14 protein-coding genes are annotated in these 17,595 nt (G+C 45.0%); 12 read left to right on the plus strand and 2 right to left on the minus strand.

What is annotated here, in order from left to right:
- Window positions 1-17: 17 nt before the first annotated feature.
- The 9 genes from dxs to feoB all read left to right on the plus strand — a co-directional run bounded on the left by dxs (window position 18) and on the right by feoB (window position 12,588).
- Window positions 18-1,904 carry a 1-deoxy-D-xylulose-5-phosphate synthase gene (gene dxs, locus DWX61_RS07115; RefSeq protein WP_182433960.1) on the plus strand — a complete coding sequence of 629 codons (1,887 nt, stop codon included), beginning with the start codon at window positions 18-20 and terminating at the stop codon, window positions 1,902-1,904.
- Window positions 1,905-1,988: 84 nt separating this feature from the next.
- Window positions 1,989-2,798: a TlyA family RNA methyltransferase gene (locus DWX61_RS07120; RefSeq protein WP_118624481.1), complete on the plus strand. Its 810-nt coding sequence runs from the start codon at window positions 1,989-1,991 to the stop codon at window positions 2,796-2,798.
- Window positions 2,799-2,821: 23 nt separating this feature from the next.
- Window positions 2,822-3,682, plus strand: a complete 861-nt coding sequence (locus DWX61_RS07125) for an NAD(+)/NADH kinase (protein WP_118624483.1) — start codon at window positions 2,822-2,824, stop codon at window positions 3,680-3,682.
- Window positions 3,683-3,698: 16 nt separating this feature from the next.
- Entirely contained in the window at window positions 3,699-4,160 is a 462-nt protein-coding gene (gene argR, locus DWX61_RS07130; protein ID WP_021650687.1) for an arginine repressor, read from the plus strand.
- A 42-nt stretch (window positions 4,161-4,202) separates the two neighbouring features.
- On the plus strand, window positions 4,203-5,888 hold the full coding sequence (gene recN / locus DWX61_RS07135; RefSeq protein ID WP_118624485.1) for a DNA repair protein RecN: 1,686 nt from the start codon (window positions 4,203-4,205) through the stop codon (window positions 5,886-5,888).
- 150 nt (window positions 5,889-6,038) lie between these two features.
- A complete protein-coding gene (gene spoIVB, locus DWX61_RS07140) occupies window positions 6,039-7,244 on the plus strand; it encodes a SpoIVB peptidase (RefSeq protein ID WP_118513308.1) in 1,206 nt (401 codons plus the stop codon).
- A 325-nt stretch (window positions 7,245-7,569) separates the two neighbouring features.
- Window positions 7,570-8,376 carry a sporulation transcription factor Spo0A gene (gene spo0A / locus DWX61_RS07145; RefSeq protein ID WP_118513307.1) on the plus strand — a complete coding sequence of 269 codons (807 nt, stop codon included), beginning with the start codon at window positions 7,570-7,572 and terminating at the stop codon, window positions 8,374-8,376.
- 58 nt (window positions 8,377-8,434) lie between these two features.
- A complete protein-coding gene (gene glgA, locus DWX61_RS07150; protein ID WP_118513306.1) occupies window positions 8,435-9,880 on the plus strand; it encodes a glycogen synthase GlgA in 1,446 nt (481 codons plus the stop codon).
- Window positions 9,881-10,209: 329 nt separating this feature from the next.
- Window positions 10,210-12,588 carry a ferrous iron transport protein B gene (gene feoB, locus DWX61_RS07155; protein ID WP_118624487.1) on the plus strand — a complete coding sequence of 793 codons (2,379 nt, stop codon included), beginning with the start codon at window positions 10,210-10,212 and terminating at the stop codon, window positions 12,586-12,588.
- Between the two features lie 10 nt (window positions 12,589-12,598).
- Here the strand turns inward: feoB and DWX61_RS07160 are convergent, their stop codons facing one another.
- Window positions 12,599-13,474 (minus strand): LysR family transcriptional regulator, encoded by an 876-nt coding sequence (locus DWX61_RS07160; protein WP_118624489.1) that lies wholly within the window; start codon window positions 13,472-13,474, stop codon window positions 12,599-12,601.
- Window positions 13,475-13,609: 135 nt separating this feature from the next.
- On the opposite strand from DWX61_RS07160, the gene DWX61_RS07165 reads away from it, so the two are divergent.
- Genes DWX61_RS07165 through lpdD form a run of 3 tightly spaced genes read left to right on the plus strand, consistent with a single transcriptional unit; the run spans window position 13,610 to window position 16,007 of the window.
- On the plus strand, window positions 13,610-15,076 hold the full coding sequence (locus tag DWX61_RS07165) for a UbiD family decarboxylase (RefSeq protein ID WP_118624491.1): 1,467 nt from the start codon (window positions 13,610-13,612) through the stop codon (window positions 15,074-15,076).
- Complete coding sequence (locus DWX61_RS07170) at window positions 15,073-15,642, plus strand: UbiX family flavin prenyltransferase (protein ID WP_182433961.1); 570 nt, start codon at window positions 15,073-15,075, stop codon at window positions 15,640-15,642. The genes DWX61_RS07165 and DWX61_RS07170 overlap by 4 nt, the downstream gene beginning before the upstream one ends.
- Complete coding sequence (gene lpdD / locus DWX61_RS07175; protein WP_118624495.1) at window positions 15,627-16,007, plus strand: prenylated flavin chaperone LpdD; 381 nt, start codon at window positions 15,627-15,629, stop codon at window positions 16,005-16,007. The genes DWX61_RS07170 and lpdD overlap by 16 nt, the downstream gene beginning before the upstream one ends.
- Window positions 16,008-16,126: 119 nt before the next feature.
- On the opposite strand, the gene DWX61_RS07180 is transcribed toward lpdD, so the two are convergent.
- A complete protein-coding gene (locus tag DWX61_RS07180; protein ID WP_118513300.1) occupies window positions 16,127-17,500 on the minus strand; it encodes an MATE family efflux transporter in 1,374 nt (457 codons plus the stop codon).
- Between the last annotated feature and the right edge of the window lie 95 nt (window positions 17,501-17,595).

Raw genomic sequence — 17,595 nt, forward strand, 5'->3', positions numbered from 1 at the left:
ACAAAGGAAGGGTACGAATGATTCTGGAAAAAATTAAAAAGCCAAATGATATTCATAAAGTTTCATTGGAGGATTTTCCGCGCCTTGCCGAGGAAATCAGGAGCTTTTTGATCCAGAGTGTAAGTGAGACAGGTGGCCATCTGGCATCCAATCTGGGTGTGGTGGAGCTGACTCTTGCTCTGCATAATGTGCTTGATCTTCCACAGGATAAGCTGATCTGGGATGTGGGACATCAGGCTTATACACATAAGATCCTTACAGGAAGAAAAGACGGTTTTAAGGATCTTCGTAAAGAAGGAGGCTTAAGCGGTTTTCCAAAAAGGAATGAAAGTGACTGTGATTCGTTTGATACCGGACACAGCTCCAATTCCATTTCCGCAGGACTTGGCTATGTTCGTGCCAGAGACCTGATGGGAGAGAAATATCATGTGGTTTCCGTGATCGGGGATGGTGCGCTTACCGGTGGGATGGCTTATGAAGCATTGAACAATGCGGCTGAGCTGAAGACTAATTTTATTATTATCATCAATGACAATAACATGTCTATTTCCAAGAATGTAGGAGGAATGTCCACCTATTTAAGCGCTCTGCGTACAGCTGAGACTTATACAGGAATGAAGATCGGCGTGACAAAAACACTCAAAAAGATTCCCCATGTTGGAACCGCCGTGGTAGATACGGTCCGAAAGACCAAGAGCAGCATCAAGCAGCTGATCATTCCCGGAATGCTTTTTGAAAACATGGGGCTGACTTATCTGGGACCGGTAGATGGCCATAATATGCGCCAGATGATGAAGCTTTTTAATGAGGCAAAGAGAGTGGAGGGACCGGTTGTTGTCCATGTCCTTACAGAAAAAGGCAGAGGCTATGGACCGGCATCTTCCCATCCGGAGCGTTTTCACGGAACAGGTCCTTTTGACATTCAGAGTGGCAGACCCCTTGCAGCAAAAACAGCGCCGACATATACGAATCATTTTTCCGGCGCAATATGTTCTTTGGCAGAGAAGAACCGAAAGATAGTTGCTATTACAGCTGCTATGCCAGATGGAACCGGATTGAACCAATTCCGGAAGAAATTCCCGGAGCGTTTTTTTGATGTGGGTATTGCGGAAGAACATGCAGTAACCTTTGCAGCAGGCCTGGCACTCGGGGGAATGATCCCGGTTTTTGCGGTATATTCTTCGTTCCTTCAGAGAGGGATCGATCAGATCCTCCACGACGTATGTATGCAGGATCTGCATGTGATCTTTGCTATTGACAGGGCAGGATTTGTCGGAGCAGATGGAGAAACACATCATGGATGCTTTGACCTTTCTTATTTGTCCATGATCCCCAATATGACAGTTATGGCTCCCAAGAATGGAAAAGAGCTTGAGGAGATGCTGAAATTTGCAGTAGAAGAGCTGGATGGTCCCTGTGCGATCCGATACCCGAAAGGACCGGCATGTACCGATATGGAAGAATGTCATGAGCCACTTAAGAAGGGCAGAAGTGAAGTGATCACTCCGGGCAGTGAGATTGCAGTTCTTGGGGTTGGCAGCATGGTTTCTGTCTGTCAGAAGATCTGTGAGGAAATAAGAGATCACAGAATAGCAAGAGCTACGTTTGTCAATGTACGTTTTGTAAAGCCGCTGGACACAGGTCTTCTTGACCGGCTTTCGCAGAACCACAGTCTTTTGGTTACTGTGGAGGAGAACGTAAAAAGCGGTGGATTCGGAGAACATGTATCTGCTTATATGGAAGCATGTCATCCGGAAGTAAGAGTTCTTCCACTGGCAATACCGGATCATTTTATTGAGCATGGAACGGTGGATCGTCAGCGGATGAAAACAGGTTTAAATGTACAGGGAATCCTGGATGCGGTAGAACAGAGCTGGGAAGATCTTGTGAATAACAGAAAATAAAGGACATAGCCTTTGCAGAAGAATACGAAGCTGTGAGGCATTTTACAGCCCGGCACATAAAGAGCCGGGCTGTTGGAGGATAATATGAAAAAAAGACTGGATATCATGATGGTGGAACAGGGACTTGCACCGTCACGTGAAAAAGCAAAAGCATATATTATGGCCGGGGAAGTATATGTTAACGGTCAGAAGGAAGACAAGGCCGGTTCCATGTTTGCTGAGACTGCCAAGCTGGAGGTAAGAGGAAAAACCCTTCCCTATGTCAGCAGAGGCGGTCTGAAACTCGAAAAAGCCATGAAAAATTTCGGTGTGACGCTGAAGGATAAGGTGTGCATGGATGTAGGCGCATCCACCGGCGGCTTTACGGACTGTATGCTTCAGAACGGAGCGGTCAAAGTCTATTCCATTGATGTAGGATATGGACAGCTGGACTGGAAACTCAGAAATGATCCGAGAGTTGTGTGTATGGAAAAGACAAACATCCGTTATGTAGTACCGGAAGATCTGGAAGGCCCGGCAGCATTTTCTTCGATCGATGTTTCTTTTATCTCCCTTACAAAAGTACTTCTTCCTGTAAGAAACCTTCTCACAGAAGACGGAGAGGTCGTATGTCTCATCAAACCTCAGTTTGAGGCCGGCAGAGAAAAAGTCGGAAAAAAAGGTGTTGTCCGTGATCCGAAGGTCCATGAAGAAGTTATTGAGAAAGTCAGAGATTATGCCATGAGTATTTCTATGGAGCCCTGTCATCTTTCCTTTTCTCCCATCAAGGGACCTGAGGGAAATATTGAATATCTCCTTCATCTGAAAAAACATCCGGAAGGAACAGAAGTACCTGTGAGTCTTGACGTATCCGTAGAGAATGTGGTAAAGGAAGCCCACGGACAGCTGGACTGATGTTTGGAAAGGACTGAAGCAATATGGACAGATTTTATATAATTCCAAACAGTGCCAAGGATCCGGAACTGACATTTTCTAATAGGATCATTGCCTATCTGGAGAAGCATGGTGCCAGATGTCATGTGCAGAAGATCACCGAAAAAATGGAAGGACCGTATCATTATACAGATCCGGAAGGGATTCCGCAGGATACACAGTGCATTATTGTACTGGGGGGAGACGGAACACTTCTGCAGGCTGCAAGGGATGTGGTGCATCTGGATATCCCACTTCTTGGAATCAATCTGGGAACTCTGGGATTTCTTGCCGAGGTGGACAAAAATTCCGTGTATCCGGCTCTGGATCGGCTTCTGTCAGATGACTATGAGCTGGAAGATCGGATGATGCTGGAAGGAAAGATCTATCGGGGAGAAGAACTTATTGGAAAAGATATCGCATTAAATGACATTGTGATCGGAAGAGAAGGACATCTCCGTGTGATCCGTTTCAAGAATTATGTTAATGATGCATATATGAATTCGTACAATGCAGATGGTATCATCATTTCCACGCCGACCGGTTCTACCGGATATAGTCTGTCAGCGGGAGGCCCCGTGGTTTCTCCCAGTGCCAGTATGATGATCATGACCCCCATCGCTCCCCATACCATGAACACCCGAAGTATCATTCTTTCCGGGGAAGAGGCAGTTACAGTAGAGATCGGTGAGGGAAGGCATAATACCATTGAGAAAGCAGTGGCCTCTTTTGACGGGGATACCCAGATATCCATGGTCACCGGTGACCGGATCGTGATCCGGAAAGCCACAGTCAGGACAAAAATCCTCAAGCTGAATCATCTGAGCTTTGTGGAGGTTCTGAGACAGAAAATGAGTAACAGCTGATGCAGGAGGTTCAATTTTGAAAGTAGCAAGACATGAAAAAATTATCGAACTGATCCGTCAGTACGAGATCGATACACAGGAAGAGCTTGCGGCAAGACTGAATGAGGCCGGTTTTAAGGTTACGCAGGCTACCGTATCCAGAGATATCCGGGCTCTGAAAATGACAAAGGTTGCAGGCAGCAACGGAAAGTCCAGATATGCGATTCTGGAAGAACATACACCGGATGTGTTAAGTGATAAATATTCCAGAGTTCTGAAAGATGCAGTGATCGCTATGAACATTGGACAGAATATCGTAGTAGTAAAAACAATTCCGGGAATGGCCATGGCGGCAGCAGCAGCTCTTGATGCCATGAAATGGCCGGAAATCCTGGGATGTATTGCCGGAGATGATACCATTATGTGTGTGGTGAAAACTTCTGAACAGGCACCGGGTGTAGTTCAGAAGCTTGGTGGGATCTTATCCAGAGGAAAATAAAATGACAGAATATGTAAATGCTTTATACCAGAAAGGAAATCAATGTTAGTACATCTGCATGTAAAAAACCTTGCACTGATAGAGGAATCAGAGGTGGAATTCGGACCGGGCTTAAATATCTTAACCGGTGAGACCGGAGCCGGAAAATCCATTCTGTTAGGATCCATACAGCTCATCCTGGGTGGAAAAACTTCCAGAAGCATGATTCGTGAAAATGCTTCCTATGCCCTGGTAGAGTTGCTGTTTCAGGTTGAAAACACGAAAGCCAGAGAGTCCCTTGCGGCGCTTGACATCTATCCGGAAGACGGACAGGTGCTGATGTCCCGTAAGATCATGGACGGCAGAAGTATCAACAAGATCAACGGAGAGACAAGTACTGTCAGCCAGATGAAAGCCGCAGCAGCCTGTCTTCTGGACATTCACGGACAGCATGAGCATCAGTCACTTCTTTATGGAGACCGCCAGCTGGCTATTTTGGATGTATACGGAAAAGAACAGATCCTTCCTGCCAGAGAGAAGGTCCGGAAAGCTTATCAGGAGTATCGGGACTGTGTGGATCAGCTGAAAGCACTGGATATGGATGAGGAACAGCGCAACCGTGAAAAAGCCTTTCTGGAATTTGAGATCAATGAGATCGAGGAGGCAGCTCTTATTCCGGGAGAGGACGAAACACTGGAGGACCGCTACCGGAAGCTGAGCAATGCCAGAAGGATCATGGAAACAGCACAAATGGTCCGTGGGATGACCGGATATGAACAGGGCGCCGCAGATATGACCGGAAATGCCTTGAAAGAGTTTTCAAGAATTGCAGATTACGATAAGGATCTTGCACCTTTACAGGAAGCTCTTGTGGAAATCGATTCACTTCTCGGTGACTTCTGCCGTGATCTGTCCTCTTATATGGATAGTCTTACTTTTGACGAAGAAACTTTTTTTGAAACAGAAAAAAGACTGGATCTGGTCAATAATCTGAAGGCAAAGTATGGACAGACGATCCAGGAAATTTTGTCTTATCAGAAGGAACAGCAGAAAAAATTAGAAAAACTTCAAAGATTCGAAGAAAATTTCCGGTTACTGAAAGAAAAACTTATGCAGGCAGAAAAGATTCTTGAGGAAGCTTCGTATGAACTTTCAGAAATCCGGAAAAAATACAGTAAACAGCTGGATGAAAAGATTATCGAAGGATTGAAGGAACTGAATTTTGAGGATGTGGATTTTTCTATCCGTTTTGACCGCAGAAAAAATTATACAGATAATGGTTATGATTCGGTGGAATATGAGATTTCCACAAATCCAGGTGAGAGCAGAAAACCGCTGGGACAGATCGTATCCGGTGGTGAGCTTTCCAGAATCATGCTTGCCATCAAAGCAATCCTTGCAGATAAAGATCAGATTGATACACTGATCTTCGATGAGATCGATACAGGGATCAGTGGGCGTACTGCACAGAAGGTTTCTGAAAAAATGGCAGTGATCGGACAGCACAGGCAGGTGCTTTGTATCACACATCTTCCACAGATCGCCGCAATGGCAGATACCCATTTTGAGATCGAGAAACATGTAGAGGGAACTGAAACCATCACCCAGATCCATCCTCTGGAAGGAGAGAAATCTGTCCGTGAGCTTGCCAGACTTCTGGGCGGTGCCCAGATCACTCCAGCTGTTCTTGGAAATGCAAGAGAGATGAAGGAATTGGCACAGCAACAAAAAAATACAAGACTGAAATAATTTATACGTTACATACTAAGAGAGGACGGCCGAAAGGTCAGTCCTCTTTTTTAACCGAATCAAGTCAGTCCCCTGCTTCAATTGCGAAAAGCAATAAGCAGTGGGAGGGGATTTGCTTGTATCAGAAAATTACAAAGGATGTGACGTAAGATGAACAGAAAAAGAAAATACCGATGTTTGCTACTTGTATTTCTTGCGCTAGATCTGATTCTGATGGGATGGCTGGGATACCGGCTTCTGGACAGGAAGATCCCGGATCAGATCCTGGTGGATCATGAGGACAGCCGGGAAGTAGCTAGTATTCTTAAGCGCCCTTTTATCAGCTTTGATGATGCTATTACAGTTTCAGGGAAAGACAGCTATAAGTTACACTGCAGACTCCTGGGAGTGATTCCTTTTAAGGATGTGAAAGTGAAAAATATAACTGCGAAAGAAGTATATGCAAGCGGAGATGCAGTAGGCATTTATATGCAGACGAAAGGAGTTCTGATCATTGATACAGGCGAGATCCTTTCGGAAAGTGGCGAGATGGAAGAACCGGCCCGGGACATTGTAAAGCCGGGAGATTATATTGTGGCTTTTGATCAGAACCGGATCCAGTGTAAGCAGGATCTTCTGGAGGATATGGCAGATCTTTGCGGAGGATCTGTGACGCTGAAAGTCCGCCGGGGAAAAGAGACGATTCCCCTGTCCCTGACTCCGGTGAAAGATGAGAAAGGAAAATACAAGCTTGGGATCTGGGTGAGGGACGATACACAGGGAATCGGAACTCTGACTTATGTGGATGAAAATGGAGAGTTCGGTGCTCTTGGTCACGGGATCAGCGATGTGGATACCGGCGAACTTTTAAGCATCGCAGATGGAAATCTTTACAATGCCCAGATCCTGGGGATTCGGAAAGGAGAAAAGGGAAATCCCGGAGAACTATCCGGTCTGATCCGATACGAAGCCGGTAATATTCTGGGTGAGATTTCCAAAAACAGTAAAAACGGTATTTTTGGAACTGTGGATGCTGACCAGGTGAAAAATCTGGATCTGAAGAAGCTTCCTGTAGGTTACAAACAGGATCTGAAAATTGGACCCGCATCTGTTCTCTGCTGCACAGACGGCGAAGTAAAAGAATATGCCGCAGAGATCACCAGGATCGATATGAACCATGAGGATTCTAATAAAAGCTTCGTGATCCAGATCACAGATAAGGAACTCCTGGAAAAAACAGGTGGGATCGTTCAGGGAATGTCTGGAAGTCCTGTGCTCCAGAATGGAAAACTCTTTGGTGCCGTGACTCATGTATTCGTGCAGGATTCTACCGGCGGATATGGGATTTTTATTGAAAATATGACAGGCAATGCATAATCTGCAGTTGAGGAAAGAGGCACAAAAAACATGGAAAAAGTCCGGGAAAAGTGCCTCTTTTTTATATGGGGAAAAATGCCGGATACAGATTGAAATACCTGCATTTTGGTGAATTTTGTGATATATAAGAGAAAAAATGTCGAAAAATATCGTACGAAAGTGTGATAAAATAACTACTTTTATCTTGATTTTACTACGGGATTTCTACTATAATAATTTTGTCGCCAGCAAGGGGAAAGCGCAGGCAGCTAACAGTGTCGGTTACTGCCGTGGTGACGGGGGGGATGTCTGGAAACCCAAGGAGATAGAAGTTAGGAGGGTCCTCATGGACAAATTAAATGTTGCAATTGCTGATGATAACGCGAAAATGACAGACATGCTCGGTCAGATGATCGAAGAAGATAAAGACCTTGAACTGGTCGGAAAAGCACACAACGGAGAAGAAATCTGTAACATAATCAAAGATAAGGAGCCGGATGTGGTAATTCTCGACATCATTATGCCGAAGATGGACGGTCTTTCCGTTATGGAGAAATTTTCCCATAACGCAAATGTCAAAAAAGTTCCAGTGTTTATCGTATTATCTGCAATTGGACAGGAGAGGATTACAGAGGATGCATTCAGTCTTGGAGCAGACTATTATGTTTTGAAGCCTTTTGACAACACTACACTTTTAAACCGGATCAAACATATTCGGAAGATCGGGGACAGAAGAGTGCGGGAGATTGCAAGGCCAGGTATCACAGAAACCAAAAAGCCTCAGCCGGAGAGGAATCTGGAAACCGATGTGACGAATATCATTCATGAGATCGGAGTTCCGGCACACATCAAAGGGTATCAGTATTTAAGGGATGCGATCATTTTGTCTGTCAATGACATAGAAATGCTCAATTCCATTACCAAGGTATTATATCCAACCATTGCGAAACGCCATCAGACAACACCGAGCAGAGTGGAGCGGGCGATCCGACATGCGATCGAGGTGGCATGGAGCCGGGGAAAGATGGATACCATTGATGAATTGTTTGGATATACTGTAAGCACCGGAAAAGGGAAACCCACGAATTCTGAATTTATAGCACTGATCGCAGATAAAATCAGACTGGAATATAAAAATCGGTCTTTAAATTAGATGAATTTTGGAGTATAATCATAAATAAAAACGGGTGTACCCAGGGAGGGGAATACAGATGAAAAAAATTCTGTTTGCTACATCAGAAGCAGTACCTTTTATCAAAACAGGAGGACTCGCTGATGTTGCCGGCTCACTGCCTAAGTGCTTTGACAAAAAATATTTTGATATCCGCGTGATCTTACCTAAATATGCCTGCATGAAACAGGAATGGAAAGACAAAATGGAGTATGTGACCCATTTTTATATGGATCTGGGATTTAAGAACTGCTATGTAGGTATTATGCAGATGCAGTATGACGGCATCCAGTTTTACTTCATCGACAATGAATATTATTTCAGCGGTCCGAAACCATATGACAGTGCACCATGGGATCTTGAGAAATTTGCTTTCTTTTCCAAAGCTGTGTTATCGGTTCTTCCAGTGATCGGATTCAGACCGGATATCATTCACTGTCATGACTGGCAGACAGGACTTGTTCCGGTTTACCTTCACGATTCTTTCCAGGAGAATGAATTCTTCCGTGGAATCAAGACTGTTATGACAATACATAACCTGAAATTTCAGGGTGTATGGGATGTTAAGACTGTTAAGGATATCACAGGCCTTTCCGATTACTACTTTGCACCGGATAAACTGGAAGCATACAAGGACGCAAACTTCCTGAAGGGCGGTATGGTATTTGCAGATGCCATTACCACAGTAAGTAATACCTATGCAGAAGAAATCAAGACACCGTTTTATGGTGAGAAGCTGGACGGACTTCTCAATGCGAGAGCCAACAGCCTGCGCGGTATTGTAAATGGTATTGATTACAATGAATTCAATCCGGAGACAGATCCGAATATCACCAGAAACTACAATGCAAAGAACTTCCGCAAAGAGAAGATCAAGAATAAGATACAGCTTCAGAAAGATCTTGGACTTGAGCAGGATCCGAAAGCTATGATGATCGGCATTGTATCCCGTCTGACAGACCAGAAGGGATTTGATCTGATTGCTTATATCATGGATGAACTGTGTCAGGATGCGGTACAGATCGTTGCGCTTGGTACCGGTGAGGAACGTTATGAGAATATGTTCCGTCATTTTGACTGGAAGTATCATGGTAAGGTTTCCGCACAGATCTATTATGATGAAGCAATGTCTCACAGAATTTATGCAGCATCTGACGCATTTCTGATGCCATCACTGTTCGAACCATGTGGCTTGAGCCAGTTGATGAGCCTTCGTTATGGAACCCTTCCGATCGTCAGAGAGACCGGTGGTCTGAAGGATACAGTTGTCCCGTACAATGAATTCGAGGGAACCGGAACAGGATTCTCCTTCGTAAATTATAATGCACATGAAATGCTTGCTACGATCCGTTATGCAGAGAGTGTATATTATGACAAGAAACGTGAATGGAATAAAATGGTAGACCGCGCGATGGCTGCAGATTTTTCCTGGAATAATTCCGCACGTCAGTATGAGGAAATGTACAATTGGTTAATTGGTGAGTAAGGATTCACCGAAGCGGTTCAAAGCAATAAAAAAGCACAGACGACAATAATATGTCGTCTGTGCTTTTTTGAGTACGAGAATATACATGCATGTTATCGTATGTCTGCAAGAAAAGATGAAGGTGCTTGTTTATCAAATACGAATTGCACTAAAATGAGAAAATAATTAAAAGTTAATGATAAATAACTTTTGAATTAACATTATTTATACGAAACTTATCAGATTAATCAGTTATTGTCAAACAACTTAAATTGTGTTACATTTATACCAGTGGATAATACAGATGTATGTATTGACCATGTAAATTGTACTTATGATGAGGTGACAATATGACACTGGACAAATTAAAGACTGGAGAATGTGGCAGAATCATCAGTGTTCGTGGCGAGGGGGAGCTGAGACATCATCTTCTGGATATGGGGCTTACACCGGGGACAGAAGTGTCTCTTCGTAAAACAGCTCCTATGGGAGATCCGGTACAGCTTGTGCTGCGCGGATATGAGCTGACATTGCGGTTGGCGGAAGCTGCAAAGATTGAGATCGTATCAATCGAATCCATGACGGAGACGAAGAAAGAAAATGAACGGCATCAGCCGATTGCTCATCCTGGTGTGGGAGAACTTGGAAAGGCTCGAGATTATCGTAAGAACCGGATCGGTGATACGATTCCCAAGGGGGAACCGATCACGTTTGCACTGGCAGGTAATCAGAATTGTGGAAAGACAACTCTTTTTAACCAGTTGACAGGTTCCAATCAGCATGTTGGTAACTTTCCGGGTGTAACTGTTGACAAGAAAGAAGGAAGCATCCGGAGGCATCCGGAGGCAACGGTAACGGATCTTCCTGGAATCTATTCACTTTCCCCGTATTCCAGCGAGGAGATCGTAACAAGAGATTTTCTGCTGAATGAGAAGCCGACAGGAATCATTAATATTGTAGATGCTTCCAATATTGAGAGAAATCTTTATCTTACCATGCAGCTAATGGAGCTTGGAATCCCAATGGTGCTGGCCTTAAATATGATGGATGAGGTAAGGGCAAATGGAGGCTCTGTTCGGATCAATGAACTGGAGGAGATTTTAGGAATTCCGGTTGTACCTATTTCAGCAGCGAAGAATGAAGGAATTGATGAGCTGATCGATCATGCAGTCCATGTTGCAAGATACAGAGAAGCACCGGGAAGAATTGATTTCTGTACTGACAATCAGTCACCGAAGGATCCGGTAGGTGCACTTCACAGATGTATCCATGCAGCCGTTCATCTGATCGAACCCTATGCAAAAAAAGCAGGACTTCCTGTACGCTTTGCAGCTACGAAGATCGTAGAGAAAGATTCTCTGATCGAAAAACGTCTGGCTTTGCCTGAAGGTGAAAAAAAGGTTCTTGATGGTCTGGTACATGTTATGGAGAAGGATGGCGGTCTGGACCGTGAGGCAGCTCTTGCGAACATGCGCTTCAATTTTATCGAAAAGCTTTGCGAGAAAACTGTGGTAAAACCGGCAGAAAGCCGTGAACATAAACGAAGTGTCGCCATAGATCATATCCTTACCGGAAAATATACAGCAATTCCCTGTTTTGTGGGAATTATGGCCATTGTATTTGTGATGACGTTCAATTATCTGGGAGCCTGGCTTTCAGACGGAATGAGCATGGTCGTGAACTGGGTAATTGCACTTATTGGCAGGGGACTGGAGACAGCGGGTGTCAGCTCAGTACTGCAGTCATTGGTTGTGGATGGAATTTTAAGCGGTATCGGAAGCGTGATCGGATTTCTTCCCACGATCGTTACTTTGTTTTTCTTTCTGTCAATCCTGGAAGATACCGGATATATGGCTCGTGTAGCCTTTGTTATGGACAAGCTTCTTCGAAAGATCGGACTTTCCGGAAGAAGCTTTGTGCCGATGCTGATCGGATTCGGCTGTTCGGTGCCGGCTATTATGGCAACCAGAACATTATCCAGTGAACGTGATCGGAAAATGACGATCCTGCTTACGCCGTTTATGAGCTGCAGTGCCAAGCTTCCGATCTACGGACTTCTCACCAGTGCATTTTTTCCGAAGCAGTGGAGAGGAGTTGTGATGATCAGCCTTTATTTTGCAGGAATTCTCTGTGGGATCCTGTATGCTCTGGTCCTGAAAAAGACGAAATACAGGGGAGAGCCGGTTCCGTTTGTAATGGAGCTTCCCAATTACCGGCTTCCTTCTGCAAAAAGTGTAGGACAGCTGATATGGGAAAAGGCGAAGGACTTTATCCAGAAAGCGTTTACAATTATTTTTGCGGCAACGCTGATCGTGTGGTTCCTGCAGAATTTTGATGCAGGTCTTAACCTTGTTGCCAGCACAGATCAGAGCCTTCTGGCACAGATCGGAAGCATCGTGGCACCACTTTTTGCACCGCTGGGCTTTGGTGACTGGAGAGTATCCACTGCATTGATCACTGGCTTTATGGCAAAAGAGAGTGTTGTGTCTACGCTGACAGTTCTTCTGGGCGGAAATACGGCATTGCTTCAGGATTTGTTTACGCCGTTTACTGCTTACGTATTTTTGATCTTTACCTTGCTCTATACACCCTGTGTTGCAGCTATTGCAACTGTGCGGCGGGAGATGGGAACTGTAAGAGCTGCCGCTGGTATTGTAGCAGTACAGTGTGCCACTGCATGGATCGTTGCATTTGCGGTACATGGTGTGGGAATGATGCTTGGATTATAGAAAAAATATCTTACATATGGCTTTTCACAAACTGCAGAAAACATTCTGCAGAGGTTGTGAGAGCCATATTTTTTTTATGGGCAATTCCAACGGATAGCTTTTCCAGTCCATTAATCGGGACAGCAACAAGTGAAGGCTGACGAAAGAACTGAAAGCTGCTTTCTGTAAGGAGACTGATCCCTTCGCCAATTTCCACTGCGCTGACAATAGATTCTGCACGGGCAGTACGCAGAAGCTGAGGGTGGATCCCTGCATTATGAAAACTTTGCATACAGAAACGGTAAATGGAAGTGTGCGGAGGCATCAGGATAAAAGTCTCTTTTTTCAGTTCAGAAAGAGTGACCGATTTTTTGGACGCAGAAGGATGAGCTTCAGGAAAAACAGCAACCAGACGGTCTTCTGTGAGAGCGTGAAAAGTATAGAGCTCCGGGTCTATCATATGTTTTCGTACAAAGATCAGATTAAAAATGTCTTTTTCAAGACCGGAGAGAAGTTCTTCGTCTTCCACCTCCTTCAGAGAAAAGGAAAGCTCCGGGTGTGTATCACAAAAACTGTGTATCACAGAAGTAAGATGGTACTGAGAAAGAAAAGGAAGTGTTCCAATATGAAGTGCCTGGAGCTTACTATCCTTAAAATGGTACACTGCTTCCAGAGAACGATGATACTGTCTGGAAATCTTAAGTGCTTCTTTGTAAAAAAACTCTCCCTCAGGAGTAAGCACAGCAGTACGCTTGCTGCGGTCCCATAAGGTAAGCTCCAGTTCTTTTTCCAGTTTCATGATCTGCTTGGAAAGGGAGGACTGGGAGATATGCATAGCTTCTGCAGCATCAAAAAAAGTCCGGGATTGAGCTGTACAGATAAAATAGTCGATCTGTTCAAGAGTCATGGTAACACCTGCCTTTTAGAAAATAGTGACGAATCATTCCATATTGGAAACAATTATATCATAGAAAGAATTGATTCACCATATTAAAAAGAGATAAAATAATATGAAAAAATAAAGATAATGCAGGAGGTTTTTATGGCAGAAAAAGTAAGAGATCTGAGAAGTGCCCTGGCACTTCTGGAGCAGATGCCGAACCAGCTGATCGAAACAGAGGTGGAAGTTGATCCGATGGCAGAGCTTGCAGGGGTATATCGTTATGTAGGAGCCGGTGGAACGGTGAAGCGTCCTACAAAGGAAGGGCCTGCCATGATCTTTAATCGTATAAAAGGACACCCGGATGCAAGGGTCGCTATCGGTCTTCTGGCAAGCAGAAAAAGAGTTGCTGCTTTACTTGACACTCAGCCGGAAAATCTTGGAAAGATGCTCTGCAAAAGCGTGGAGAATCCAATTCCACCGGTAGATATTGAAGGAGATGCACCGTGTCAGCAGGTGGTGCATAAGGCTGCAGATCCGGATTTTGACCTTTATAAATTGGTTCCTGCGCCAACGAATACGCCAGATGATGCGGGCCCGTATATCACACTTGGCATGTGCTACGCCACACATCCGGATACAGGAGTTCACGATGTGACCATTCACCGTCTATGCATTCAGGGAAAAGATGAGCTTTCCATTTTCTTTACACCTGGTGCCAGACATATCGGAGCAATGGCAGAGCGTGCTGAGGAGCTGGGACAAAGGCTGCCGATTTCTATCAGTATCGGAGTTGATCCTGCTATTGAGATCGGTTCCTGTTTTGAGCCGCCTACAACACCACTGGGGTATGATGAGCTGTCTGTAGCCGGTGCACTGCGCAAAGAGCCGGTGGAACTCTGTAAATGTTTAACCGTTAACGAGCGTGCCATCGCCAATGCGGAATACGTGATCGAGGGAGAAGTAATCCCAGGTGTGCGTGTAAAGGAAGATCAGAACAGCAATACCGGATACGCCATGCCGGAGTTTCCGGGATATACAGGGCCTGCAAGTGATCAGTGCTGGCTGATCAAGGTTACAGCAGTGACACATCGTGAAAATCCGATCATGCAGACCTGTATCGGGCCAAGTGAGGAGCACGTATCCATGGCGGGAATCCCTACAGAGGCCAGCATCTATGGTATGGTGGAAAAAGCAATGCCTGGAAGACTTCAAAACGTATACTGCAGCAGTGCCGGCGGTGGAAAGTATATGGCTGTCCTTCAGTTTAAAAAGCTTTCTCAAAGTGATGAGGGAAGACAGCGTCAGGCTGCACTTCTTGCATTTTCCGCCTTCAGTGAGTTGAAAAATGTATTTCTGGTAGATGAAGATGTGGACTGCTTTGATATGAATGACGTACTTTGGGCGATGAATACAAGATTCCAGGGAGATGTGGATGTGATCACCATTCCGGGTGTCCGTTGTCATCCTCTTGATCCGTCCAATGATCCTGCATTTTCTCCAAGTATCCGTGATCATGGGATTGCATGCAAGACTATTTTTGACTGTACGGTGCCTTATGATCTGAAGGAAGATTTTCACAGAGCCCGTTTTATGGAACTGGATCCGGAGAAATGGCTGAAAAAATGAAAAAGAGAATTATAGTTGGTGCGACAGGTGCAAGCGGCCTGCCGCTTCTTGTAAAATGTCTGGAGATCATCCGGGAGAATTCGGATTTTGAGTCGTATCTGATCATGAGTTCCAGTGCAGAGCTGACTCTTCGCCAGGAGACGGAGCTGGAACCGGAGGATGTGAAACGGTTGGCAGATCATGTATGTGCACCGGGAGAGATCGGGGCAAAACCGGCCAGTGGTTCTTTCAAAACAGAGGGGATGCTGATCGTGCCCTGCAGCATGAAGACGGTCGCGGGGATCCACAGTGGCTATGCGGATAATCTTATTCTGCGTGCGGCAGATGTGACGGTCAAGGAACAGAGAACACTGGTGCTGGCAGCCAGAGAAACACCGTTAAGCGGGATTCATCTCCGAAATCTTTATGAGCTTTCTATGCTTCCGGGAGTGCGTATCATTCCACCGATGCTGACGTTTTATCATAAACCGGAAAATATTGATGATATGGTATATCATATGGCGGCAAAGCTTTTGGAACCGTTTGGAATTGAAGCAAAGGAGTATCGCAGATGGAATGGATTGTAATGGAGTGTGTGGAGACTGCAGACTGTGAGCTGGAGGTCAGTGCTGCATTTGTCGGAGAGGATGTGCTTATCTGCCTGAAAGGAGGAGAAAAGCCTCATCTGGGATGTGTGGTGCAGACGGAACCGAGAGTGTCTCTGACAGGAGATGGTTCTGTGAGCGCGACTTCTTCAGTTTTGAATTTTCCGGGACATAAGGACGAGGTGATCTGCCGGTGGATGGCGGAGAAGGTTTCGAAAGAGCTGGGAAAGAGAGTGGTTTGCACCGGGGGATTTCATAAGGAGGGTATTTCAGAGAAGGAGATCCGGGAGGTACAGGAAAGTGTTGTGTGTCTGACAGAGAAGGTGATAGAAGGACTGCAGATGTAGTTGAGGAACGGCTGGAATCTGCTAAAGCTACTTTTCAAAAGTCCGGAGACTTTCTTCGCTCAAACAGCGAATTTTTGAAAAATAACACAGGTTCCAGCCGTCTAAAAGGCAATCATATTCTATTTATTTTCAAATATGTTCTCACGGGTAATATTTTTAGCCCATTTCCCACTAAGATACCTTTTGATCACCCATGGCCACTTCACAAATTCATCCGTACAGAGCAGAAAATACACCCACATAACCGGCAGCTTCAGTACAAAAGCAGCGAAAAATCCAAGGGGTACTGCATATACCCACATATCAATAGTATCACAGATCAGACCAAACTTTGTATCACCACCTGCCCGGAACACACCGGCGATCAGGGTTGTATTTACGGCAGACCCCATAATATAGTAGCTGTTGATCAGAAGCATATATTTCAGATAATGCATGGCAGTGGGTGTCAGGGACGCAAATCTCATTACGAACGGTGTGATGGCAAGAACGATAAGTCCGCCAAAAAAACCTGCAATAACAGTAAGCTTCAGTGTTTTGGAAGCATAACGCCTGGAACGTTCCAGATCACCCTGCCCCATAACATTGCCAAGAAGAATACCTCCTGCACTGGCAATACCGAAACAGAAAACAGAGCCGATATTACGGACTACTACAACCAGAGAATTGGCAGCAACCGCATCCGTACCAAGATGCCCCAGGATCACAGAGTACATGGAAAAACCAATACTCCAGGAAATATCATTACCAAGAGCCGGCAGGGAAAGCCGCACGAAATCACTGAACAGAAGTTTGTTTTTTATGAACATACATCGAAGATCCAGTCGGACATTTTTGCTGAAAGCAGAAACAATAAAACAGGCGAACAGCTCGATCATTCTGGAAAGTGCAGTAGCGATAGCCACACCGGTAGCACCAAGCTTGGGTGCTCCGAACAATCCGAAGATAAAAGTCGCATTCAAAAGGATATTCAGTCCAAATGCCAGCATATTCATCGCCATGCTGGTAGTTACCCGGCCAATGCTTCGAAGAACAGCCAGATAAACCTCTGTCATACCCCAGCAGATATAGGTGATACCCATAATGCGGATATAGGAAGAACCGATGGCCAGAAGCTCCGGATCATTGGTGAATAGTTTCATCATCATCTGTGGCATGGTAAATGCAACGAGCGCCACGAGAACAGAGATGATCATGGAAAAACGAAGAGCGATTCCCTCGATGATCTGAATGGCTTTGTAATCTCCCTTTCCATAATACTGGGCACAAAGCAGGGTTGCTCCCGTACCAAGACCGTAATATACCATAAACAGGATATTGGAATAATTTGCTGCCAGGGATACTGCGGAGATGGACGACTGACCTACAAAGTTCAGCATGATAACGTCGGCAGAATTGACCGCTGCACTTAATAGGTTCTGAATGATGATGGGGATGACAAGCTTAACGATCTGTGGATAAAAATCATCCCGCTGTGAAAGTTGATTCCTCATTTCCTCCTCCAAAAAAATACAATTACAATGATGTGAAAAACGGTAAATCACATATATGGTAACTGTGTCAGCTTTTGTAAAAAATGAAAGCAGAC

The organism is Ruminococcus sp. AF20-12LB, from assembly GCF_003478985.1.
Taxonomy (GTDB): Bacteria; Bacillota; Clostridia; order Lachnospirales; family Lachnospiraceae; genus Blautia_A.

Coding starts and splice junctions, on each gene's coding strand:
- dxs (WP_182433960.1), top strand. CDS start 18: ATGATTCTGGAAAAAATTAAAAAGCCAAATGATATTCATAAAGTTTCA.
- DWX61_RS07120 (WP_118624481.1), top strand. CDS start 1,989: ATGAAAAAAAGACTGGATATCATGATGGTGGAACAGGGACTTGCACCG.
- DWX61_RS07125 (WP_118624483.1), top strand. CDS start 2,822: ATGGACAGATTTTATATAATTCCAAACAGTGCCAAGGATCCGGAACTG.
- recN (WP_118624485.1), top strand. CDS start 4,203: ATGTTAGTACATCTGCATGTAAAAAACCTTGCACTGATAGAGGAATCA.
- spoIVB (WP_118513308.1), top strand. CDS start 6,039: ATGAACAGAAAAAGAAAATACCGATGTTTGCTACTTGTATTTCTTGCG.
- spo0A (WP_118513307.1), top strand. CDS start 7,570: ATGGACAAATTAAATGTTGCAATTGCTGATGATAACGCGAAAATGACA.
- glgA (WP_118513306.1), top strand. CDS start 8,435: ATGAAAAAAATTCTGTTTGCTACATCAGAAGCAGTACCTTTTATCAAA.
- feoB (WP_118624487.1), top strand. CDS start 10,210: ATGACACTGGACAAATTAAAGACTGGAGAATGTGGCAGAATCATCAGT.
- DWX61_RS07160 (WP_118624489.1), bottom strand. CDS start 13,474: ATGACTCTTGAACAGATCGACTATTTTATCTGTACAGCTCAATCCCGG.
- DWX61_RS07165 (WP_118624491.1), top strand. CDS start 13,610: ATGGCAGAAAAAGTAAGAGATCTGAGAAGTGCCCTGGCACTTCTGGAG.
- DWX61_RS07170 (WP_182433961.1), top strand. CDS start 15,073: ATGAAAAAGAGAATTATAGTTGGTGCGACAGGTGCAAGCGGCCTGCCG.
- lpdD (WP_118624495.1), top strand. CDS start 15,627: ATGGAATGGATTGTAATGGAGTGTGTGGAGACTGCAGACTGTGAGCTG.
- DWX61_RS07180 (WP_118513300.1), bottom strand. CDS start 17,500: ATGAGGAATCAACTTTCACAGCGGGATGATTTTTATCCACAGATCGTT.